21 protein-coding genes are annotated in these 23,838 nt (G+C 46.3%); 16 read left to right on the top strand and 5 right to left on the bottom strand.

The features are described from left to right. Positions 1–431: 431 nt before the first annotated feature. Positions 432–1,631: an ROK family transcriptional regulator gene (locus NV381_RS23050; RefSeq protein WP_258215637.1), complete on the bottom strand. Its 1,200-nt coding sequence runs from the start codon at positions 1,629–1,631 to the stop codon at positions 432–434. 303 nt (positions 1,632–1,934) lie between these two features. Between NV381_RS23050 and NV381_RS23045 the strand changes: the two genes are divergently transcribed. From NV381_RS23045 to NV381_RS22985, 13 genes are all read left to right on the top strand, one after another. After that, the gene (locus NV381_RS23045; protein WP_258215636.1) at positions 1,935–2,873 is read left to right on the top strand and encodes a sugar phosphate isomerase/epimerase family protein; all 939 of its coding nucleotides are present in this window, start codon (positions 1,935–1,937) and stop codon (positions 2,871–2,873) included. A 25-nt stretch (positions 2,874–2,898) separates the two neighbouring features. Beyond that, entirely contained in the window at positions 2,899–3,696 is a 798-nt protein-coding gene (locus tag NV381_RS23040) for a sugar phosphate isomerase/epimerase family protein (RefSeq protein ID WP_258215635.1), read from the top strand. Positions 3,697–3,747: 51 nt separating this feature from the next. Further along, entirely contained in the window at positions 3,748–4,713 is a 966-nt protein-coding gene (locus NV381_RS23035) for an ABC transporter permease subunit (protein WP_258215634.1), read from the top strand. Between the two features lie 30 nt (positions 4,714–4,743). Continuing rightward, positions 4,744–5,625, top strand: coding sequence for a carbohydrate ABC transporter permease (locus tag NV381_RS23030; RefSeq protein ID WP_258215633.1), 882 nt, complete (start codon positions 4,744–4,746; stop codon positions 5,623–5,625). Between the two features lie 30 nt (positions 5,626–5,655). Then, entirely contained in the window at positions 5,656–7,191 is a 1,536-nt protein-coding gene (locus NV381_RS23025) for an extracellular solute-binding protein (protein ID WP_258215632.1), read from the top strand. Positions 7,192–7,216: 25 nt separating this feature from the next. Beyond that, positions 7,217–8,251 (top strand): Gfo/Idh/MocA family protein, encoded by a 1,035-nt coding sequence (locus tag NV381_RS23020; RefSeq protein ID WP_258215631.1) that lies wholly within the window; start codon positions 7,217–7,219, stop codon positions 8,249–8,251. A gap of 110 nt (positions 8,252–8,361) precedes the next feature. Further along, a complete protein-coding gene (locus NV381_RS23015) occupies positions 8,362–9,354 on the top strand; it encodes a hydroxyacid dehydrogenase (RefSeq protein WP_258215630.1) in 993 nt (330 codons plus the stop codon). A 63-nt stretch (positions 9,355–9,417) separates the two neighbouring features. Continuing rightward, positions 9,418–10,449 (top strand): zinc-dependent alcohol dehydrogenase, encoded by a 1,032-nt coding sequence (locus tag NV381_RS23010; protein ID WP_258215629.1) that lies wholly within the window; start codon positions 9,418–9,420, stop codon positions 10,447–10,449. A gap of 113 nt (positions 10,450–10,562) precedes the next feature. After that, positions 10,563–11,462, top strand: a complete 900-nt coding sequence (locus tag NV381_RS23005) for an aldo/keto reductase (RefSeq protein WP_308862161.1) — start codon at positions 10,563–10,565, stop codon at positions 11,460–11,462. Between the two features lie 136 nt (positions 11,463–11,598). Further along, the gene (locus NV381_RS23000; RefSeq protein WP_258215628.1) at positions 11,599–12,477 is read left to right on the top strand and encodes an ROK family protein; all 879 of its coding nucleotides are present in this window, start codon (positions 11,599–11,601) and stop codon (positions 12,475–12,477) included. Positions 12,478–12,537: 60 nt separating this feature from the next. Next, positions 12,538–12,831, top strand: coding sequence for a Dabb family protein (locus NV381_RS22995; protein ID WP_258215627.1), 294 nt, complete (start codon positions 12,538–12,540; stop codon positions 12,829–12,831). A gap of 262 nt (positions 12,832–13,093) precedes the next feature. After that, on the top strand, positions 13,094–14,167 hold the full coding sequence (locus tag NV381_RS22990) for an Ldh family oxidoreductase (protein ID WP_258215626.1): 1,074 nt from the start codon (positions 13,094–13,096) through the stop codon (positions 14,165–14,167). 349 nt (positions 14,168–14,516) lie between these two features. Then, positions 14,517–15,812, top strand: a complete 1,296-nt coding sequence (locus tag NV381_RS22985) for an aminotransferase class I/II-fold pyridoxal phosphate-dependent enzyme (RefSeq protein ID WP_419182291.1) — start codon at positions 14,517–14,519, stop codon at positions 15,810–15,812. Positions 15,813–16,149: 337 nt separating this feature from the next. Here NV381_RS22985 and NV381_RS22980 read toward each other — a convergent pair whose 3' ends face one another. Both NV381_RS22980 and NV381_RS22975 read right to left on the bottom strand, forming a co-directional pair. Next, positions 16,150–18,138: a heparinase II/III domain-containing protein gene (locus tag NV381_RS22980; RefSeq protein ID WP_258215625.1), complete on the bottom strand. Its 1,989-nt coding sequence runs from the start codon at positions 18,136–18,138 to the stop codon at positions 16,150–16,152. Between the two features lie 131 nt (positions 18,139–18,269). Continuing rightward, positions 18,270–19,025 carry an exodeoxyribonuclease III gene (locus NV381_RS22975; RefSeq protein WP_258215624.1) on the bottom strand — a complete coding sequence of 252 codons (756 nt, stop codon included), beginning with the start codon at positions 19,023–19,025 and terminating at the stop codon, positions 18,270–18,272. Between the two features lie 206 nt (positions 19,026–19,231). Here NV381_RS22975 and NV381_RS22970 point away from each other — a divergent pair, with 206 nt between their 5' ends. The 3 genes from NV381_RS22970 (at position 19,232) to NV381_RS22960 (ending at position 21,745) form a co-directional block, all read left to right on the top strand. Further along, positions 19,232–19,657 carry a MarR family winged helix-turn-helix transcriptional regulator gene (locus NV381_RS22970; RefSeq protein ID WP_258215623.1) on the top strand — a complete coding sequence of 142 codons (426 nt, stop codon included), beginning with the start codon at positions 19,232–19,234 and terminating at the stop codon, positions 19,655–19,657. A 64-nt stretch (positions 19,658–19,721) separates the two neighbouring features. Continuing rightward, a complete protein-coding gene (locus NV381_RS22965; protein WP_258215622.1) occupies positions 19,722–20,999 on the top strand; it encodes an MFS transporter in 1,278 nt (425 codons plus the stop codon). Between the two features lie 113 nt (positions 21,000–21,112). Then, a complete protein-coding gene (locus NV381_RS22960) occupies positions 21,113–21,745 on the top strand; it encodes an SGNH/GDSL hydrolase family protein (RefSeq protein WP_258215621.1) in 633 nt (210 codons plus the stop codon). Between the two features lie 59 nt (positions 21,746–21,804). On the opposite strand, the gene NV381_RS22955 is transcribed toward NV381_RS22960, so the two are convergent. Then, positions 21,805–22,656: a sugar phosphate isomerase/epimerase family protein gene (locus NV381_RS22955; RefSeq protein ID WP_258215620.1), complete on the bottom strand. Its 852-nt coding sequence runs from the start codon at positions 22,654–22,656 to the stop codon at positions 21,805–21,807. Between the two features lie 41 nt (positions 22,657–22,697). Beyond that, positions 22,698–23,774 carry a Gfo/Idh/MocA family protein gene (locus NV381_RS22950; RefSeq protein ID WP_258215619.1) on the bottom strand — a complete coding sequence of 359 codons (1,077 nt, stop codon included), beginning with the start codon at positions 23,772–23,774 and terminating at the stop codon, positions 22,698–22,700. Between the last annotated feature and the right edge of the window lie 64 nt (positions 23,775–23,838).

Genomic DNA, 23,838 nt, shown 5'->3' with positions numbered 1-23,838 from the left:
TTTTACAACCGTAAGAGAATTCATGGTTCTTTGGGCTATGTTTCACCGGATCAATACGAGGCCATGTATTACAAAAAGGTTGTGTGATATCTCTTATTTGAGTGTCTACTTTCTTGACAGAGATCCATACGATGCGTTATTCTGACTTTTATAGACTGAAATGCCTTATCTGAAACTAAATAAGAGATCCTAGTTCCGTTTCATTCGAATAATAACGTTAAAACAATGAAATAGCGCACCTGACTTCCGCTCATCCTTCTAAAAGAGTGATGACCGCGGTAAGACTACCAATCCAAGGAACATGATTTCAAGAGCGGTCGGAACCCACACCGGATTCCCTCCGCACGCACACACGTATGAGTTTGCACATAAAAAGACCGTCAGGGAAAGAACTGACGGTTCTTCTTATTTATAGCGCCAATCAATCTAGTTTATTGCACCATATTAAAAGAGAAATGCCTATCAAGGGCAAAGTTGATAGCGCCGAGCGCCCCTCCAATTTCGGCTAATGATGCAGTGTTAACCGTAATTCCCGCCGAAAGAGCCATCATAGAACGCTGCTGCATAACTTTTGTCGCGGTTTGTACATAGGTGCTGCATATGCCGGGGATGGCCCCTCCCAGTATTATGGCTTCCGGGTTGAGCAAATTGACGAGATTCGCTAAGGCAATACCCAGATAGGTTGCAGCGTGATTAACGACGCGAATCGCAAGCTCATCGCCTTGATCCGCGGCCAGGCAAACATCTTTGGCACGCAGAAGCTGGAGGTCATGCCCTGGCCTTCTTAGGCTGCTTTCTTCTTGACCTGCGCGAAGCAGTCTGCGGGCTTCCTGCTCCATGGCTGAAGCTGTTGAATACAGGTGCAGGCAGCCATTATTTCCGCAAGGGCACACAGGGCCGTCAGGTTCTACCGTAATGTGTCCGAGCTCCCCTGCGCCACCGAACGAACCGGATACGAGCTGCCGATCGTTAAAAATACCGGCGGCAATGCCTGAGCCTACCCCGACATAAATCATATGCTTATAATCTTTCCCTGATCCGAACCGGCATTCCGCAAGACCCCGAGCCCGGTGTCTGTTAATAGCGACAGTCGGCCAACCAAGCCCTTTGCTTACCATTTCCTCAATATCCACATTCGACCATCCCAGATCGGATGCACTCTTAATAATGCCAAGCCTCGTATCCACAAGTCCGGGCACGCCCAGACCAAACATTTGGATAACCTCTTTATCGAATTCTTGAACAAACTTCGAGGTGTGGTCGACCAGCTCTTGAACGGCTTCCTCGGGTCTGGAGGAGCTGACAGGTATTTTGGTCTTGTGAAGGACATTGCCGAGTAAATCAAATACACCGAGCGTCCATGCCTGATTATCCAGATCGGCACCCATAATAGCGTGGGAGCCGGGAACTAATTCTAGTGAAATGGCGGGACGCCCTCCTGTGGAAGGAGCTTTTTCCGTCTCTTTCACGAGATTCCATTCAATAAGCTCGGAAATCGTTGATGAAATAGTAGCTCGACTTAGTTCAGTAATTTTGGTCAATTGAATCCGGGGCATGGAGCCGTGCATGCGCAATGCTTGGATGATGCTGGTTTTACTGCCCTTTTGATCGCTTTTGCTAGGAATTATCATAAGTTTCACCGTCGCCATATCATTCTGTAATTAAATCGATTATACCTGAAACTCAAGATGAATGGTAAATATTTCGAATTTTGCAATCAAATAGCATACAAGCGGACAACCATCACTTATTTGGAGTCATATGTTTAATTTAATAAAAAACAAAACAAAGATCAAGTGAAATATGAAAAAATAGCTGCTTTTATCTGGGAAAAACATATTTTATATAATACTTAATTTATATATTGACATAAGTCTTCGTTTTCCATTATGATATCCCTATAGAAATGAAAGCGCTATTACGGAGGGGATAGGATGAAAGCAACGATTGTATTAGGTGGAAACATGTATGATGACTCAACAATCGAGCATTTTTTGAAGGATGCAGCCGATATCGGTTATGAGGGTGTTGAGATTCGCGGTGTTGGAGAATTGAAGGATGGCCATATTTCACAGGAGCGGGCTGAGCAAATTAAAGGCTTGCTGGATGGTTATAAATTAATCCCGACTAATCTTTCTTTGTTTGCAGGCGGGTTTGCTTGCAATACGGATGAGGAGAATGAGGCTGAAGTTCTGAAATGGGAGCGTTATCTGAATTTTGCTTCAACAATTGGCTGCGGCATGATGAGGCTGAATCCGGGATTCCAGCATTCTGACGAGGTTTCTAAAGAGGATTTTGCAAGAGCCGTGAAATGGTTTCAAAAATGTGCCGATCTGGCAAATGAACGAAATATTAAGGCAGTCATTGAAATGCATCATGGGACGCTATGTGACACTGCAGAATCATCCATCGCTTTTGTAGAAGCGGTTGGACGCAGCAACGTGGGGCTGATTCTCGATCCCGTCAACTTATATCAAGTTCCGACAGAGTATGGAATCGAAACGATTAAACGGTTAAAGCCTTATCTGTACAATGTTCATATCAAAGATATCGTGGAGCTGAAGGGCGACCAATATCCTTGGGCATTCGAGTACAGTGATTATGTACCTCATATTGGAAGATATCATCGGGTTATTGCCAAGAAGAACAACAACGAGGAGCGTTACTACTGTCACCGCCTCATCAATCAGGGAGGTATTGACTGGTACGAAGTGTTCCGGGGGCTAGAGCAAATCGAGTATAGCGGGCTTCTCACCATCGAAAGTGTAAGCAAGCCGGGCTCCGATCTTCCTGTTCACACAGAGCTGGCGCAGCAATGCTACAAGGATTTGCAGCATTTACTAACTACAATAAAGCCTAATGTCAATGTTTAAAAAGTTCAAATAGGGGAGTGCTGGTGTGAAGAACCTGGAAAAGCAAGTTTCTTATTCGCTCTTTGTCAAGCATTGGAAAGACAAGTCAGCTCATGACTTGGGCCGCTTTGTAAGCGGTATCGGCTTTGATGGCATTGAGCTGCCCATCCGTGCAGGATTTCAGGTTGAGCCTGAAACCGTCGGCAAATCATTGCCTGAATTCGCCAAGCAGCTCGATGAACAAGGCGTCAAAATATATAGCGTTGCCGCTTCAACTGATGAATCAGTCTTCGCCGCATGTGCGGAGGCTGGGGTGCCAGTGATACGGATCATGATCAACATAGATCAGGACGGCTATAAGGCGACGGAAGAGCGGACCAAGCGCAAGCTGGAAGAGCTTGTACCACTTTGTGAGAAATACGGCGTGAAGGTTGGCGTTCAACAGCATTATGGGAACTATATCATAGATTCCAATGGAATTATGAACTTAATGAAGGATATTAACCCTGAGCATGTAGGTGTAGTTTGGGATGCAGCACATGATGCTTTCGCCGGACAGCAGCCCGAGTACGGATTGGACATCGTTTGGTCTCATCTTGCTATGGTCAACTTGAAAAACGGCTTTTTCATCCGAAGCAACGGACCTGAAGCGAAGACAGCTGAGTGGAAACGTCATTTTACTACCGGAAGACATGGTATGGCGCATTGGCCAAGAATTGCCGGCTATGTGAAGGAAAGAAACTATTCGGGTGTAGTATGTTTGACCGCTGAATACACGGATCTGGACAACAAGGATAGTTACATTGCCGAGGATCTGGCTTACGCCAAGTCGCTGTTTGAATAATAATTCTCCAGCAGATCCATACAGAGATTTTGAAAAGGGAGGTGCAGTACCATGGCAGCTCAAAGCGAATTGCAATTGGGCAGTCTCGCAAGAACGGTACCACAAAGCAGATGGAAGCATGTGATGCACGGACTTAAACGAGACAAATTTCTTTATTTGTTGATTGCTCCCGGTTTATTGTTTTTTCTAATATTCAAGTATGTTCCCATGTGGGGTGTCGTCATTGCTTTTCAGGACTACTCACCCTATATGGGTGTAATGAACAGTAATTGGGTAGGATTTGAGCATTTCGCGCGTTTCTTTTCAAACCAGGACTTTTTCCTATTATTTCGAAATACGATGGCTATCAGCTTGCTGAGCTTATTATTCTTTTTCCCTCTTCCAATCATACTATCGCTTTTATTGAACGAACTGCGCAATGAAATCTACAAAAAGTGGATTCAATCCATCGTGTACATGCCTCACTTTCTTTCATGGGTTATTATCGCGGGGATTACCTTTTTGCTGCTGTCACAGTCGTCGGGGATTGTTAATAAGATGCTGGTCAGTTTAGGCTTTGCCAAATATGATTTTCTAACTAATGAAAATAATTTCTGGGCGCTGTTAACCGTACAAAATATATGGAAAGAAGCTGGATGGGGAACGATCATTTTCCTAGCTGCCATTGCCGGGGTCGATCCTCAACAGTATGAAGCGGCTAAAATGGATGGAGCCAACCGGCTGCAGCAAGCCTGGCATGTAACGCTACCTGCTATTAGAAGTGTCATTGTCGTATTGTTCATTCTGAAGCTTGGCCACATTATGGATGTGGGATTCGAGCAAGTTTTCTTGATGATGAACGGAGCAGTGTCCAATGTTGCAGATGTATTTGAAACTTACGTTTATCGTCTAGGTATTCAGCAAGGTCAATTCAGCTTTAGTACAGCTGTTGGTTTGTTCAAATCGCTGGTCGGATTGATTTTGGTTATTGTAGCTAACAAGCTGTCCAAACGCTTTGGTGAAGAAGGCGTGTATTAATCGCTAAATATCGGTAACGGGGTGAGGAAAATGAAACGAAGCATAGGTGACCGGATATTTGATACAGCGAATATTATAGTGCTGGGCATCGTAGCGATCATTACGCTTTTTCCACTTTATTATGTATTTGTTGTATCATTCACGGACCCAACGGAGTATATCCAGAAGCAAGGATATATCTTATTTCCACAAAGCTGGACTTTGGATTCCTACAAATATTTATTGTCTACATCAGCTTTCCGAAACGCAACTATGGTCAGCGGTTTTCTGGCTACTGTCGGAACCGCGTTGAGCCTCGTAGTAACTGCCGCTCTGGCATACGGCTTGTCTAGAAAGCGGTTGCAGGGTAGAAGAATCATCATGCTGTTGATTCTTATCACACTCTTGTTCAGTCCGGGATTGATCCCGCCTTACTTGCTCGTTCGCGATTTGGGATTGATCAACAGTATCTGGTCTTTGATTTTACCGGTACTGACAAGCGGCTGGTATGTCATATTGATGAAGAGCTTCTTTGACAGCATTCCAGTTGAGCTTGAGGAATCCGCTGTTATCGACGGGTCAACGGATATCGGAGTTTTCTTCCGGATCGTCCTGCCTTTATCGCTTCCGGCATTGGCCGCATTCGGATTATTTTACGCAGTGGCATACTGGAACACATTCTTTAGTGCGGTATTATACATCAATGATCATGCCAAATGGCCTCTTCAGCTAGTGCTGCGCAATATGCTGATCGACTCCTCGACCCAAGCAGGAGGATCGGCTGCAGCAGAGATGATGGCCGGACAAAATATCCCTACCGAAACTTTAAAAATGGCTGCTGTCGTAATTGCGACGATACCAATCCTATGTGTTTATCCGTTCCTGCAAAAGCATTTTGCCAAAGGTGTAATGCTGGGTTCGGTGAAAGGATAATCTTTTTAAAAATGAATTAGGAGGGTTAGTATGAAAGAAAAAGAGAAGTTCATTAAACGTAAAGCGGTGCCTGCATCCTTGTCATTCATCATGGTAGCATCAATCCTGTCAGCTTGCTCAGGCGGTACAGCTCCAGGGACAGATAAAGGTGCGGCAGGTGCAGTGAAAGATGAGAAACCGACTGAAATCAGCATTTTCACTGAGTTCAGCACACCGGAGCCTCCTTCAGCGGACAATCCGGTTACGAAGGAATTCGAGAAGCGTACGAATACGAAGCTGAATATTACCTGGGCATCACCTAATGCATGGGAAGAGAAACAGAACGTTATGTTGGCTTCAGGCGACATGACCGATTTGATGAAGATTAAAGACATGAAACAAACCCAGGCAATCAACATGATAAAACAAGGGGCATTCTGGGATTTGGGTCCTTATTTGAAGGATTATAAGAACTTGGCTGCTTATCCGAAGGAAATTATGGACAGTGTAAAAGTGGATGGCAAACAATATATCCTTCCGTCAGTACGTCCGCTTCATGGCAGCAGCTTTTTCAATATCCGCCAGGACTGGTTGGATAATGTAGGGCTGAAGATGCCGGAAACTATGGATGAGTTCTATATCGCAATGAAGGCATTTGTTGAAAAGGACCCGGACAAAAACGGCAAAGCTGACACCTATGGATACAACGGGAAAAACTGGGAAAAGGTTATCGATATTTTCAACAACAGTAACGGTAAGTGGAAAGATGTGGGGGGCAAGCTGGTTGACACTGATTTGGAGCCAGGAACCCGAGAAGGACTTATTTATCTGAACAAAATGTACAAGGATAAAATATTGCCAGAAGACTTCACTATTATGAAAACTACAGACTATGAAAACATGGCAAAAGCGGGAAAAGTCGGTGTCCAGATGGATACGACAGAAGGCGTGTACCGTGCTACAGAAGGTGCTCAGAAGCTTGATCCGAAAGCGGATTTCGTAGCTATGACGTTTCTTTCAAGCCCGGCTGGTAAAATGGTTCATACAGGCAGCGGATTTGCCGGACTTTATTTGATTCCGAAAAAGGTCCCTGAGGCCAAAATGAAGAAGATCTTGGCTCTAATGGATTACGGCGCATCCGAAGAAGGCTTTGAATTGGCTTGCTACGGACTTAAGGACATCCATTTCAAAGTGGTAGACGGTTTTAAAACGGCAACAGATCAAGCTGTCAAAGAAAGTGTATCACAAAGCTCCTTTGGTAAAATCTTCGAAAGGTATGACCCGTATTTGTGGGCCTACCGCGTCGGAATGCCAAAAGCAATGTTCGAACGCAACAAGAAAATCATTGACGAGCGTTCCAAATACGGAGTAGCTGATGTATCGATTGGTCTATTGTCTGACATCGATTTGAAATTAGGACCGGATTTCAAAAAGAAAATGGACGATATGAAAGTTAAAGTCATGATGGGGAAAGAACCAATTGAGTCCTGGGATGCAATGGTTAAATCGTTCAAAGCAGACGCTAATTACATGAAGATGATCGATGAATTTAACAAAGCCTATCAGGATAAAAAAAGCGCTAAATAAATAGAGAGAAGGAGTCGAGAGGCCCATGCTGCAAAAATTGCGATTGGCCGTTGTCGGATTGGGACGTGTATCGAAGTCCCATCTTCCGGCAGTTCGGGAACTTGCACATAAAATGGATCTGGTTGCACTAGTAACCCGAGATGAAGGGAAGCTGCGGCAGGAGGCGGAACAGTGGGAAGGAGTAAAAACTTACACTTCCTATGATGATGCGGTTAATGATCCGGATATTGACGCTTTCCTGCTGCTGCTACCTCATGATCTTCACGCGGAATATTCAATTAAGGCGCTTCGTGCCGGCAAGCATGTGCTGGTTGAGAAGCCTATGGCTATGAATGTAAAGGAAGCGGAAGACATGGCTTTGGCCGCCATAGAAAATGGCGTTACGTTGATGGTAGGTCAAAGCAGGCGGTTCTTTAGCCCTGTTATGGAGTCCATCAAGAAAGTCAGAGCTAATGAAATCGGCGGACTAATTAATATTAATGCGCTGCTGCTGGCCCATATGAATAAGCCGGCAGCGGATTGGTGGAAGGATGAATCAAAGATCGGCGGATTCATTATTCCGCTATGGGGGAGTCACATCCTGGATTATATCGTATGGGCCTATGATAAAATGCCGATTTCGGTTTATGCTCAAGGCCATTCCAATAACCCGAACTGGAGCGGGGAGGATGAGGTCGCCATCTCGCTCAATTTCGGTGAAGGTCAAATGGCTAATGTACTTATGTCGTTTAATGCAGGTGTCCGGCCAGCAGATGAAGAGGGCTTGACAGGCAAACGGATCTGGTCGACACAGAACAGCATTTACGAGCGTTACCTGATCGGCACTAACGGCATGATGCAGTTAAAGGATGAATACGAGCTGCTATTGAATGGCGAGAAGCAGGCTGAGTGTGAAAGAACGAACGCCAATTTCACCTGGCAGCTGGAAGAATTTGCAGACGCTATCCGTGAAGGAAGAGAGCCGCTCGCATCGGGACGGGAAATCATTCGCGTGATGAAGGTTATAGACGCTTGTTTCGAATCCATGCGTACGCATCAGGTTGTTCCAATTCAGCCCTAAAGAGGATGTTCGAAAAGTCCCCTTTTGATCACAAAGCAGCTCAGGAAGCCTATTCGCCATCGAATTGACTTTTTGAGCTCTCACTAAAACTCTAAGGAGGAGCTATACTCATGAAGAAGAAAGCATTGGTGCTCTCACCGGAATCACGATTGAAGGAGGTTTGCTCCGACAAATGCAGGACCCTGTTAAATGAACATTTCGATGTATCCTGGAACGAAACCGGCAAGGATTATACTAAGGAAGAGCTGGCCGGGATGATAAGCGATGCCGAAGTGATTATTACGAGCTGGGGTTCTCCGAGCCTGAGCGAAGAAGCGCTGGAGAAAGCTGTCAATCTCCGCGCAATAGGCCATGCGGCCGGAACGGTGAAAAGTCTGGTTCCCAAGCAAATCTTCTCCCGTGGTGTCAGGGTGTTCTCAGCAGCTCCCCGTATCGCGTTAAGTGTAGGAGAATACTGCCTTGCAGCATTGCTTGCGTCCCTTCGCCATCTGCCGACGCTGGATGCATCATTGCGTGCGGGCCAATGGAGAGAGCTTGGCCTCAAAGGCAGAGAGCTTACCGGCAGCACGGTTGGCATTATTTCCGCGAGCTCCACAGCGCGTGCTTTCATCAAGTTATTAGCGCCGTTTCAGGTTAACGTGCTTGTTTACGATCCGTATTTGTCCGAAGAAGCGGCAGCTTCATTGAACGTCACAAGAGCATCCTTGGAAGAAGTTATGAGTTGCCCTATTATTTCGGTGCATGCTCCGAAGCTTCCCGCTACGGAAAGAATGCTAACCCGCGAGCTGCTGCAGCTCATCCCTGACGGAGCTGTCTTTATAAATTCTTCACGCGGCCCTGTAGTGGATGAACAAGCTTTTATGGACGAGCTTAGCAGCGGACGTTTCTTCGCAGCGCTCGATGTGTTCGAGAAAGAGCCGCTTGTCGCGGATAGTCCGATTCGCTCCTTACCTAATGTACTCATCACCCCGCATGTTGCTGGAGCATCGGTACAAGGCCATCTTTCGTTGATGGAGGAAGTTGTGAAGGATATCATACGAGGCTTGAATGAAGAAAAGACAACCTATGAAGTCAGCGAGAGAATGTGGGAAGTTATGGCGTAGAAGTCAGCAATATAGATAAAATTACGCGGCTTTGGAGAGCTGACCGGAAGGAGATTTACACAAATGGTAAGAAAAATGTCAGTACCGCCTATGGAATTGGTAGACTATGAGGGTCCTGGAACGCAGATGTGTGCTGTAATGGACGCAATTGGAGAAATTAGTGTCAGAAGGGCTTTAATTCCAGAGCCCAAGGATGGAGAAGTACGTGTCAAGGTTAAGTGGGTCGGCATTTGCGGTAGTGATGTTGAAGTGTTCCGTGGTGCGCGCGAGCCTGAATTTATTTCGTACCCAACCAGACTTGGACATGAAGTAGCGGGAGTTATCGATAAAATTGGACCTAACGTAATTGGTGTCAAAGAAGGCGATCATGTAGCATTGCGGTATGTATGGGGCGCATTTGCAGAATATGTGTGCTGCACTCCATTCTCGCTGAAGGTGCTGCCCAAAGACCTTCCGTTAATCGAAGGTTCGTTGATAGAAGTGCTTCCTGGAATCATTCATGCAGCGGAGCTCGGCGATATTTCTCCTAATAAGAATGTATTAATCACAGGGCAGGGTGTCAGCGGTTTAGTGATGACCCAAGTGGTAAATATGTTTAGTCCGAGAAATTTGGTTGTAACAGACCTGTTTGACGAGAAGCTGGCACTGGCCCGGAAATACGGTGCTACCCATACTTACAAGCTTCCAAATGAGCATGCAAATACAATGGATATTGTAGGTGCAGATTTCCCGGACGGCTTTGACGTCGTTATTCCTTGCTTGCTGGAAGGAGCGGGAATGGTAGATGCCATTAACGCTGCGGCTCAAAACGGTCGTATAGTAATGTACGGCTGCATCGGCACCTGCCATAAGCCGGTCGATTTCTTCAAGGTTCATAAAAAGAGGCTGGATATTCTTTCCACGGAGCCTAAACGCGATATCGATAATCGACGCTACTTCGATGAAGGTCTGCGTCTTGTTCTGGACGGACTAGTTAACACGGAGGAAATGATAACTCACGTTGTTCCGTTAGCAGAGGTTGCACGAGCATTCCAATTGAGGAATGAGCACAAAGGAGATACTATTCACGTAATGATCGACTGCGAAGTGAAGTAGTCAGCTACAAAACCGTCCTCAGGGGCGGTTTTTGTCGTTATGAGCAAGAAAGATAATGAGGTATTCGGTTATAATAGAGAAAATGCTTTCTAATTCGAAGGGAGATTGGAGCTATGGCAATAATGGATGAAAATGAGATTGTAAAAATTCGTAGCGCCCTTTCCAGGCAGCCTGTGTTATTATCGGACGGAACTGCTTTGCCAAGAATGGGTCAAGGCACATGGCTTATCGGCGATGATTCGTCTAAAAGGAATGAAGAGATCCGTTCAATAAGGCTGGGTGTAGAGCTTGGAATGAACTTGATCGATACTGCTGAAATGTATGGAGAAGGAAATTCGGAGCTGTTGGTTGGAGAAGCAATTAAAGGAATTAGGGATGACGTATTTATTGTATCCAAGGTATATCCCCATAACGCAGGAATTAACCGAATTGCCAAAAGCTGTGAAGCGAGCTTGAAGCGGCTTGGGACTGACCGTCTGGATTTGTACCTGCTGCACTGGAGAGGAAGCATCCCTCTAAGTGAAACAATCGAAGGAATGGAGAGATTAGTTCAAGAGGGGAAAATTGCAAGATGGGGCGTATCCAACCTGGATACTGCCGATATGAAGGAGCTTCTGAGCTACGATAAAGGCGCTCACTGCATGACCGATCAAGTGCTGTACCATCTTGGTTCACGCGGTATCGAATATGATTTGCTTCCTTTGCTCAAAAAGCACAAAATACCGGTTATGGCGTATTGTCCTCTGGCACAGGCCGGTTCGCTAAGAAGGGGACTTATTGATAATAAGACGGTAAAAGCTATTGCTCTTAAATATAACGTTACTCCGTATCAACTGCTATTAGCTTGGTGTATTCGTGAGGGGGATGTTATAGCTATACCAAAAGCATCGTCTGAAGAGCATGTAGTGGATAATGCTCAGGCCATTTTTATTGAGTTAACCGAAAAGGATATCGAGAGCTTGGCTGCTGAGTTTCCTAAAGCTTCCAGAAAAATGGCGCTTGATATAGTATGATCAGATGAGGCAGCTCCTGCTTTTGAAATTTGCCAATGCAAATAATACGATTTATGCTAAAATATATGAGACCAAATGCGCTATCGTTAAATAAGCCAAGTTGGATATATTGTTATGGGAAGGCGGGCATCTCTTAATGAAGCTGGGAGCTATTGAAGCAGGAGGAACAAAATTCGTCTGCGGTATCGGCAATGAGCATGGTGAAATTACAGATCGGGTAAGTTTTCCGACAACAACACCAGAGGAAACGATGGGTCAAGTGATTCAGTATTTTAAGGAGAAGGACGTTGAGGCGATAGGTATCGGCTCTTTCGGTCCGGTGGATTTGAACAAATCCAGCAGTACATACGGATATATTACAACAACTCCCAAGCCTCACTGGAATCAATATCCGGTTTTGGGCGAACTGAAAAAGCATGTGAATGTTCCTATGGGATTCGATACAGATGTAAACGCTGCGGCGTTGGGCGAAGCCGAATGGGGAGCAGCCCGAGGGCTGTCCAGCTGTGTGTATGTTACAATTGGAACAGGGATTGGAGCGGGAGCTCTTGTTGAGGGAAAGCTGCTGCATGGTCTGCTTCATCCGGAGATGGGGCATATTCTGATCAAACGTCATCCTGAGGACTCTTTTGCAGGCAAATGTCCCTACCATCATGAATGCTTGGAAGGAATGGCCGCAGGTCCGGCAATAGAACAGCGTTGGGGTAAAAAAGGGTACGAGCTTGAGCAGAATGACAAAGTGTGGGAGTTTCAGGCTTATTATTTGGCTCAAGCGGTTACAAACTTTATCTATATTCTTTCCCCGGAAAAAATTATTCTGGGTGGCGGCGTCATGAAACAGCAGCAGCTATTTCCTTTGATTCGCAATAAGGTGTCGCAAATGTTGAATGGCTACGTGCAGAAGCAGGAACTGGCATCGGGGCTTGACGACTATATTGTGCCTCCGGGTCTCGGCGATAATGCGGGACTTAGCGGCGCTTTGGTCCTCGCCAAGCGGGAGCTCCAGCAGCAGTAAGGCTGCAGCTAATCCAGAACATCATAAATACTATACTAAACTTTGAAAAGAGGATTCGCCATGATTGATCATATTGTACTTGTAAAATTCGCTGAAACTACAACGCAAGAGCAGCTGCAGGAGGTAGTGGACCGATTCAAAGCATTAAGAAGCCACCTGACTGGAATTGTTGACTTGCAAGCGGGAATTAACTTCTCGGAGAAAAATCAAGGGTACCAAGTCGTTTTATCCGTACGATTCGAGGATAGAGAAGCACTTGCCGCATATGGACCGAATCCTCATCATCAAGCTGTAGCCGCTTTAATTAGGGAAGTCGGCCGATTGGACAGCATTGTGGTTGATATCGAGATTTAGGACGAACAGTATCAAATAAGCCGACCGAATATTAGGGTCGGCTTATTTGATGTATACGGCAGGCTGTTAGATTACTGTTAGATTAGATGGGGCTCAAGAAACGAACTGCAGCGGACGTATAGCAATTACAGCAAGAATGGATGAAATTGACGGATGAGAGTAGTATACTGATAAAGCGGTTACATTACCGATTCTCGAGCTAGTTGAAGCTGGAGAACATGGATGTATGAACCAACCAAATCGCTGGACAGGGAGATAATGTATGATGAATAATGCACAGCAAAAAGCCAATCCTCAGAAGCTGGAGCAGCTGGTTTCGTTGGCGCTTCAAAAAGCGGGAGTTTCCCAAACGGAGGCCGACTTGACTGCAACTATATTAGTCGATGCTGATCTGCGCGGAATTGATTCACACGGCGTGATCAACTTATATGGTTACTATATTAAAGGGATACAAACCGGTCGCATTCAAAGCAAGCCGGACATTAAAATATCGTCCGGCAGCCCTACAACAGCATCCGTAGACGGGGATAACGGTCTTGGATTTGTCATCAGCCATAAGGCGATGAGCGAAACGATAAGAATGGCGAAGGAATTTGGCACTGGATGGACGACTGTATATAACAGTAATCATTGCGGTGCTGGAGCTTATTATATGCTGATGGCTGCAAGGGAGAATATGATTGGCCTGATGTTCTCAACAGGAGGCTCAACGGTGGCCGGTCCTGGTGGTAAGGAACGGATGATTGGCAACAATGTAATGGCATTCGGAGCCCCTGGGGATAAGCAAGGACCCTTTGTTCTTGATATGGCGCCGACCATGGCGATAGCGAACAAGCTGCATATGCTCCAATGGGAAGGTAAAAGCATGCCGGAAGGCTGGGCTGTAGATTCCGAGGGACGGCCTATTACAGATCCTAACGTTTATTTTGCCGAGAAAGGAGCCATTCTTCCGTTAGGCAGCTCAGCTTCACATGGTGTACATAAAGGCTTTGGGCTGCTCCTCGTTGCGGATATATTAACGGGACTCTTATCAGGAGACGGAGGCAGTATGTTCCGTAAAAAAGGGCAGGAAAGCCACGCTTTCTGCGCTTTACGGATCGATGCTTTCCCTACCGGAGGCGGGTTTGCACAGCTCATGGATGAGATGATCGGGAAGATACATGAAGCCCCTACTGTAGAGGGGGCTGACAGGATGAAATATCCGGGCGAGAAGGAGAATACAATTTACCAGGAGAGAAGTGCCAATGGCATTCCTCTTAAGGAGAATGTAGTTAAGGAACTTCGCGAGATGTGCAGGGAGCTGGAGCTGTCAATGGACAGCATTTGGGTAAATTAAGATCCGGGATGGACCTTAATTGGCGGCTGATATTAACCGCCGTCATGCAACGTCACACCACGCGCTGGGAGCTGCGCGCGGTGCAACAAACAAAAGAGATAACGGAACTAGGTCTTCCGCTGTCTCTTTTGTTTGTTGTGCATTGCTTGCCATAGCGGAACAATTACTACTACTAATGCTTGATTCATACATGATGGGAAGTAGCTGGCTGTAAAGAAAGGCAATTGATAGCTGCACTTAAGAAATAAAAATCCAGTCCCGAAGCATATATTTGTTGATGATATTTTTGCTGATAAATGTTATTGTACTGTTAATAAATATTTTTTATGAGCTGAGGGAGGCCAACCGGGTGGGTGCCATTAATTACAGTGCTTTAAGCACAGCTGAATTAAATGATCTATATTTGGAATTGCAGAGTAAATTCGATGCGTATAAGAGCCGGAAGCTGAGCTTGGATATGTCCAGAGGCAAGCCTTGTACGGAACAGCTAGAGCTTTCTGTGGGGATGCTTGATGTCATAAGCTCCAGCGACAGCTTGAAGACTAGAGACGGATCGGATAGCCGCAACTACGGTGGGCTAGATGGAATTGCCGAGGCAAAGGAACTGTTCGCGAAGGTGCTTAAGGTTAGCGTAAATGAAATCATCATTGGTGGAAATTCAAGCTTGGCAATGATGCATGATACGTTATCCAGAGCAATGATTCACGGCCTGTATAGCAGTAAGACTCCATGGAGCAAGCTGCCTGCGGTTAAATTTCTGTGCCCGAGCCCGGGTTACGACCGTCACTTCGCTATTTGCGAGCTGTTCGGTATTGAAATGATAACGGTAGATATGCTGCCGGATGGACCGGATATGAACCAGGTTGAGAAGCTTGTGAGGGAAGATGCCGCAATTAAGGGAATATGGTGCGTGCCCAAGTACAGTAATCCTGATGGGATCACCTATTCCGATGAGGTTGTGGATCGGCTGGCGTCTATGGAAACTAGTGCGGAGGATTTCACCATATTTTGGGATGATGCCTATACGGTTCATCATTTAACAGACAATCCTGACCGCTTGAAACCTATGTTAGCTGCCTGCAAAGAGGCTGGGAACCCGGATCGAGTGCTCATGTTCAGCTCGACGTCAAAGATTAGCTTCTCTGGCTCCGGAATTGCTGTAATGGCAGGCAGCGAAAGCAACCTGAATTATATCCGCAAGCAGCTTGCCGTTCAGACTATCGGTCCGGATAAGATCAACCAGCTTCGACATACTCGCTTCTTTAAGGATACCGATCATATTAAAGCCCATATGGAAAAGCATGCAGCCATCATAAAACCCAAATTTGATACGGTATTGAGCATCCTCGAAACTGCCTTGTCCGGAGGGGGAATCGCCGAATGGAATAAACCGAACGGAGGGTATTTCATTAGTCTAAACACATTGGATGGCTGTGCCAGAGCGGTAGTTTCCATGGCGTCTGAAGCTGGGGTCACCTTAACCAAGGCTGGAGCTACATTCCCTTACGGTAAAGATCCGCGGGACCGGAATATTCGGATAGCTCCTACGTTCCCGACTTTATCCGAGCTAACAACAGCGATTGAAATTTTATGTCTATGTGTACAATTGATCAGCATCCGTAAGCTTCTGGCTGATAAAGAATAACAGAATCATCTATACGGAAGCTTAGAAGCTGCGTGAGCCCTGAAGGATTTGAACAGAGCTAAACGGAGCTGAGAGTTCCGTTATTCCATCGGCTTTCTTCAATTTAAGGTGATTGTGGAAGCAGGAATTCCGTTATCTGGAGTGAATAGGATCAGTATGCACACAAATAGAGAGATAACGGAATTAGCCACTCCGCTATCTCTCTGTTTCTTTGAGTTTTTCATGTGATAAATGAATAAGCACTTCCGCTATTCTCCTGCGCTAACCCACAGCGTTCTCCCTTTTCCATTCCCCACACGTACATATATACAATTTTTCTTATGTAAGCTTTATTTCTTCACAAACCCGTCGATAGACGGAGTGCGTTTCCTTGCCCGAGCTGCAAAGACCAATCGAGGTCTTGTTTCTCCAGGCGAAGGGCCGGTTCACCTTCACGGAATGTATGGAGTATACCGACAAACGTCGTTTCAGTTACCTGCTTGCGGCGGCGAATGAATGTACTTCTTCGTTTCACATTCGACAAAGCCGGAGACTCTGCCAGGTAAATTTGTTCGTCTTCAACAGCATCGAGCAGATACAGGGCAAGCCTATCGGCTGATTGCGATTCACGGTCCCATTGCCATTCCATCACATTCTGTGAACCGGATAAATCCAGAAGCTGAATGCCCTTTAAGTAGTTGTAACCTTCCGTTGAACCCAGGCTTTCACTTTGTAATTCGCTGGTTATGCGTATACCATTCTGACCCGTGAGCGGTATTCCTTGTGTATGTATAATCCAATCTATATCTCTCGCCTGATCACATCGGACATGGAACACATCGAACAGCAGAGAGTCGGCCATTACAATTTTACGCTGCATGAATACACCGGGATAGGTTCCTTGCACTTCAGCAATCGTTTCCATAAAAGCGGTTCCTTCAATAATGGTTTTCTGCAAAATGCCTTCTGCACTTGCTTGAGATTTGGCCCCAATGGCAACCGTATTGTGCGCAACTGTATGCTTGAAATAACCAAAATGCATCGGATTGCCGTAAGGCATCGTGCCTGCATCAGTCAGCCATGGATGTCCTTGGGCATAGAAGAGGATATTGAGCTTGTCCTGATGGCCGTGTTCTCCGCCATGCTCCCCATAGTCCATCATTGCCATTTGGCTCTGCTCTTGGGAAGGTGACTCCCAGTTTGAGAAGATCATACCGGATCGTTTCAAGTCGACAAATTCGAGCGTTTGCTGAGTCGGTTTCTTCGATTCTTGTTCAAGTGCTTCTCCGAAAAGCAGGCTGTATAAGGTGTTCCGCTGACTTTCTGAAACCATACGTTCTCCCATGCCAAAATGAGCGAGGGAGAATTCGTACAAATGAGAATAACGCTTCAGCTGAACCTCTCCTGAATCATGAACAGCCGGCAAAGTCCCGTCCGGGAACATACAATCAAGCGGAACCTGAAACATCCTTTGAAACCGGGGATGTTCATATAGCTTCATTTCAAAAGAAAGACCGGCGATAGCTATCATCACTTGCGCTTCCAAGGTATAGAAATGGTAACCCCATGATCCCTCGTACCAGAAGCCGTCATCGGCAAGGCTATGCTCCATTTGAAACAGGAAGCCATTTTCGGGGTCGTCTACGACTTCCGCCATGAGATCGTTATCACCTAAGGCAGCTGCAACTAGCGCCTTGGCAGCGTTATGATAAGTCTGCCAGTTGGATTTTTCTTTAGGGTTATTTCCAATTACATCAAGAGCAGGGCGGAGCAGTCTGGATTCAATCTCATCTTGCTCTTCGGCAGTGAGTCCGCCATTGTGCTTGAGGATAGCAAAGGCCTGAGCGAGCGGAGCCAGCCAGCTGGCCTCGGATAAAGTCTGGCATTGCACTTTCCCGGACGATAGATCCGCGCCCCCAAGCTTATCATGAAGCGGGTACTGCTCATAATGAAGCGCATAATAAAGCAAAATATGGCGGGCGGTATCGGCCCAAACAAGATCACCCTCGATTCCGTATAAAACCGCAGCATCACGGCAGCGGATACTATTGCGCCAGTGCTCGTTGGCAATGGCTACTTCATCCCAGGGAGAGCCGCTCCAAACCGTCTCGCAAGCAGGGCATTGATGATGCTGCCTGTCCTGAAGTACAAGCCTTGCGCCATCATGAGGGCAGCTGTAATTATGGCTCCAGCCGCCTCCCACGAGAGGGATGTCTGCTGGCGCATTTTTTACAAATTCCGCATTCGGCTCCCGAAATCGCTGGAGTGCATCGGCAGCCCAATGGTATTTCATACATTTTGTTCGAATATGCTCGAAAAAAGCTGGAGTCCAGATGACAGTGCTCATAATGCTTCGCTCCTTTAATGGAATTCGCAGCATCCCCTTGTCTATTTCGGGAGTCGCTCAAGCCCATTGTACCGAGAGGTTGTAGAGAAGTCTATGTATAAAACCGAGGCAGCCTGTGTTAAATAACGATTTTACTCAGTGATATTCAAAACAACCGGGCAATGGTCACTGCCCATAACTTCACAGTCAATCCCGGCATCGATTAATGAAGAAGCCAATCGGGCGGACACAAGGAAATAATCAATCCGCCAACCGACGTTACGCTCTCTCACTTTAGGCATATAAGACCACCATGTATAAGCATCTGTCGTATCCGGTGAGAAATGTCTGAAACTATCGATAAAACCTGCGTCCAGCAGTTGTGTCATCTTATCGCGTTCTTCTAAGGTAAAGCCTGAGTTATTGCGGTTGGACTTGGGATTCTTAAGGTCAATCTCTTGGTGGGCAACATTCAAATCACCGCAAATAATTACCGGTTTACGAGTATCCAGGTCAAGGAGGTAGCTTCTAAACCGGTCCTCCCATTCTAATCTGAAATCAAGTCTGGACAAATCACGTCTGGCGTTAGGGGTATAAACATTTACCAAATAAAAGGTATCAAACTCTAAAGTGATGACTCGCCCTTCCTCCTCATGGTCCTCCTCCAAGCCGTAACGCACTGAAAGCGGCTTGATCTTAGTAAAGACAGCTGTACCGGAATAGCCCTTTTTAAGAGCGTGGTTCCAATATTGGTTATATTCTTCGTCCAGCTCGAGACTAATTTGTCCTTCCTGCAGCTTCGTCTCCTGAATACAGAATATATCCGCTCCTGTTTCTTTGAAGTAATCGTTGAACCCTTTGTTGACACATGCTCTTAAACCATTTACATTCCATGATACCAGCTTCATTATTTTATTCCCCTTGCAGTTCATAGTTATTTGTTCTTTAGTGTATCATGTCTAAACTGCATAACGCGACTCATTTCGATTTAAAATGCAGGGCTGGTCGTGTTTCTTTAACGCATATAACAGATTTTCTATTGACAGCTAACAAATTCCAACCTATATTAGTTGTACATACAAAATATAAATTAAAAATGGAATGAGGTTTTACTGTGGATGACAGCTTCCTGCACAATTGTTTGTTTTTTACTGCAAACCGCTTAAGTCGTGCCATTACTAAGATGGCGGAAGAAGAATTTGCAGCAACCGGATTAACCCCTATGTATGGTTACATTATTCGGCTTGTGAACGGAACGCCCGGAATTACACAAAAGGAATTATCGGAGAAATTGTACATTGCAGCTTCAACGCTGACGCGATTTATTGATAAATTGGAAGGCAAGCAATTGGTAGAACGGAAGGTTCAGGGGAAAACTGTACTTGTATATCCAACTCCCAAAGGGCAAGAGCTGGAAGAGACGATTCGTAACGCATCCAAAAGCTTGCATCGCAGATATAATGCTATTTTAGGTTTGGAAGCTTCTGAACAGCTGTCTATGAATATGGAGTCGACAAGCGAGCAGTTGGAGCGAAAGTAAGTTTTTTTTCAACATCATTTGCATGTACAACTAAAATAAGAAATAGAAATGGAGTGAACACCAGATGCAAGTCAGCATGAAATCTTCGCGAATTTATTACGGATGGGTGGTTGTGCTCATCGCTTTTGTAACCTTGCTAGTATCCGCTGGAATTCGCTCTATGCCAAGTATATTGATGCTGCCCTTTGAAAAAGAGTATGGCTGGAATCGCGGGTCCATATCGGCCGTCATCTCGACAGGAATATTTTTATACGGGTTAATGGGCCCTTTTTCCGCTGCACTGCTGGAGAGATTCGGTATACGAAGGATGATGGTCACCTCATTGGCGGTATTGGCCTTAAGCCTTTCAATCACACCTTTAATGAGCTCCTTATGGCAGTTTGAAATACTATGGGGTGTCGTATCGGGACTTGCAACAGGAATGATGGCAAACGTACTGGGCGTAACGGTTACCAATCACTGGTTTGTTGAGAGGAAAGGGCTTGTTATTGGTTTGCTTACAGCCAGTGCTGCCACAGGACAGCTGCTGTTTCTTCCATTGCTTGCCCAAATTACAGTAGAAGCCGGCTGGAGAACCTCGGTGTATTCAGCTGTTGCGATCCTGGTTCTGCTGATCGTTATCGTGGCTGTATGGATGAGAAACCATCCTTATGATGTTGGTGTTGCCCCTTACGGGACGAAGGAGCTTGTCAAACCTGATAAATTCAAAGGAAATTTGTTTCTCACACCGCTTCTTGCGCTTGGTTCAGCATTAAAGAACAAAACCTTCTGGCTGCTGGCTGGTACCTTTTTTTTCTGCGGGTTCTCGACGAATGGTTTAATAGGCACTCATCTTATTCCCGCCTGTGGAGATTATGGTATTCCCGAAGTAATGGCAGCCGGATTACTGGCTTTGATGGGCTTGTTCGATCTATTTGGAACTACGCTTTCAGGATGGTTATCGGATCGGTTTGACAGTCGCTGGCTGCTTTTCTGGTATTATGGGCTTCGTGGTCTTTCCTTGCTTTTCTTGCCGTATGCTCTCGATTCCAGTCCAATGGCGCTCTTGATGTTCGCTGTATTTTACGGTCTTGATTGGATTGCTACAGTACCGCCTACAGTCAAGCTCGCGATGAAAGAGTTCGGTAAGGAAAAAGCCGGCATGATCTTCGGTTGGATCGTTGTAGCCCACCAGATCGGAGCTTCAACCGCAGCTTATGGAGCAGGTCTGTTGAGAGAGCTGATGGGGAACTATACGTTTCCTTTTATCGCCGCTGGTTTTGTATGTTTATTTGCTGCTTTAATGGCCATCCGGATTTCAAAAAGCAGCGGTGTGATTGTACAACCGATTCAGCAGTCTTAAGCTTGATAAAATCGCTAATAAATTTTACTGAAAAACCGCTGTCTGGTTTTCCTTGTTATGCTAAACTGGAAAAGGATGTGAGCAGCTTATACATATTTGGGAGGGTAACTAGTATGCAATCTTGGATTAAGGAAGGCGACGTAGTATTATTTCAAGGAGACAGCATTACTGATGCAGGACGTAATCGTGACAAGGGGGATGACCTAGGCAAGGGGTATGCTCTGATGGCTGCGGCACAATTCTCTGCCTTATATCCGGAGAAGCAGGTACAGTTCGTTAACCGCGGTATCAGCGGCAATCGGGTGAAGGATTTGCAGAAACGCTGGCAGGAGGATTGCCTTGATTTGAAGCCTAATGTTGTTTCCATTTATATAGGGATTAACGACACTTGGAGAAGATATGACCGAAACGATCCGACCTCTACGGAGCAGTTTGAAGAGGTATACCGTGACATTCTTAAACAATCAGCCAAGCTTGAAGCCAAGCTGGTAATTATCGAGCCGTTTGTTCTCCCGGTTCCTGAGGACCGCAAGCAGTGGAGAGAGGACCTGGATCCGAAAATTACAGTAGTTCGTGAGCTTGCCAGAGAATTCGGAGCCCGGCTGGTTTGCTTGGACGGCTTATTCGCTCAAGCATCGGCGCGTGCTGCAGCCTCGTTCTGGGCGCCAGATGGCGTACATCCATCTCCAGCAGGGCATGCTCTGATCGCCAAAGCATGGCTTCAGGCAGTCGGTGCAGTGGAATAAGGGCAAGGTAAGAATAAAAACGACCATCTCTTTTGCGAGAAATGGTCGTTTTTGCTTACTTACTCTAATCCAGCGGCAGCGTATACGTTGCGGAATGCATCACGTGAACGCTGCAGCAGCTCCTCTGTTGGTTGCTCAAGCGGCTTAGGCGTAAGAATTTCTTGTGCTACAACTCTGGTATAGCCAATTTGCTTCAGCGCACGAAGGAAGCCTGCCAGATCGATCACTCCTTCTCCAGGAAACAGGCGATTGTTATCCAGAACGTCCGCTACCGGTACGTCTGGGGCATCGTTGATGTGCACAAGAGTGATCTGGCTTGCTTTTAGACGAAGTATATCTTCAACACCTAGCTCATTAGTGTACCAATGATAGCTGTCGAACAGCAGTCCAACATTGCTTTCACCGATGGCGTCTATCCAATCCAGCGTTTCCTGCAGTCCCCAGATGAACGGATTTTTCCATCGGGTTCGAAGATGATGTGGCCCTACAAATTCAAGGCCAAATTGAATTCCGTATGGTGCCAATATTTGTGCGCAAGTACGCAAACGGCGAGTAGCCAATACGGTAAAATGTGCGGCATCCTGATCAGTAGAAGGAAGCACATAAGTGACGCAGGCTGTGCATCCTACAGCCGCCGCCGCCTCAGCGTCTTTGGCAAGCCGTGCAAGGCCGCGAACGAATTCTTCCTCTGTCTCGCGCCACTGTACGGATAATCCGATAGTGCCGATTTGTACGCCGTGCTCTTGCAGAAAGCCGCGGACAGCTTCTATTCCTTTAGCTGCAATCCATTCTTCCAGCTCCTGGCCGCTTGCCGCAACAGCAACAAAGCCGTGCGCAGCCGCAGCTTCAATGAATTGTTCGATATTGCCCACATTGCTTCCGAGCCCAGCTCTTGTAAGACCTTTTAACATGGTTGGTTCAAGCCTCCTTATAGAAGTTGTTGAAAAATATATTAAATAGTCCAATCCAAAATAACTTCATGTCCCGTACGGGAGGACTCGTAAATGGCATCGAGGATCAAATTGTTAGTGAAGCCGGCTAATGCCGATGTAGTAGGCTGTTTGCCTTCGCGGATACATTCAATGAAGTGGCGGCTTACACGTATCCGTCCTCCTTCATCATTAGAAGGCTTAGTCAGCGACACCTCCGTTGCACGCTCGAATGTCTCGGTAAGCAGCTTGCCTTCATTACCGCGGATCGAAGCTCCCCCCTCCGAGCCCATCAAATGGATGAAATGCTGGCTATCCGTATCCATATGAACGGCCCAGCTAACTTCCAAGGAGAGCGTGCTGCCATCATCCATTTTGATTAACGCTGTAGCTAAGTCTTCAACATCGAATCGACCATTCCAATTCGGTGTGCCCCATGTGCCGATGCCGCGTTTTTTGGGGCCGAATTCGGCATAGGTGGAGCCGTATACGGACACAGGCTTGCGGTCGCCAAGGAAAAAGAAGCCGAGATCGAGCATATGTACGCCAATATCAATCAGCGGGCCGCCGCCGGACTCATCACGTTGAGTAAACCAAGTGCCCCAGCCTGGAATACCTTTGCGGCGGAACCAGCCTACCTTGGCATTGTAAATATGCCCCAGTGCACCTTTATCAATCTGCTCTTTCACTTGCAGAGGAAGCCATTCCCATCGCATTTGATGAGGAATCATCAGAACCTTACCGCTTTCACGCTGCGCCCGTACGATGTCGCGAGCTGACGGTACATCTATGGCCATTGGCTTCTCCAACAGCACATGCTTGCCTGCTTGCAAAGCTTTTACAGCGATTGGAGCATGATATTGGTTAGGAACTCCGATGATAACAGCGTCGATTTCCGGATCGGCAATCAATTCATCGGCTGTTGGATATACCTTGGGAATTCCATGCTCAGCTGCACGTTTTTCTGCTAGAGGCAAGTAGGTATCCGTTGTTGCGACGATTACCGTATCCTCGGGCAGCTGTTTAAAAATATTCATGTGAACGTTTCCGATGTTGCCTGCTCCGATGATTCCAAGTCTGATTTTATCCGTTGTGCTCATTGTAATGACGGCCTCCCAAAATAAATGATTTAAGGTATGTTGCGGTATTTGATTTTATAGTAAA

Origin of the sequence: Paenibacillus radicis (ex Xue et al. 2023) (assembly GCF_024722015.1) — a bacterium.
GTDB lineage: Bacteria > Bacillota > Bacilli > Paenibacillales > NBRC-103111 > Paenibacillus_S.
The sequence above is the reverse complement of the archived record's forward strand: the minus strand, read 5'-3'. Positions and strand labels throughout refer to the sequence as shown.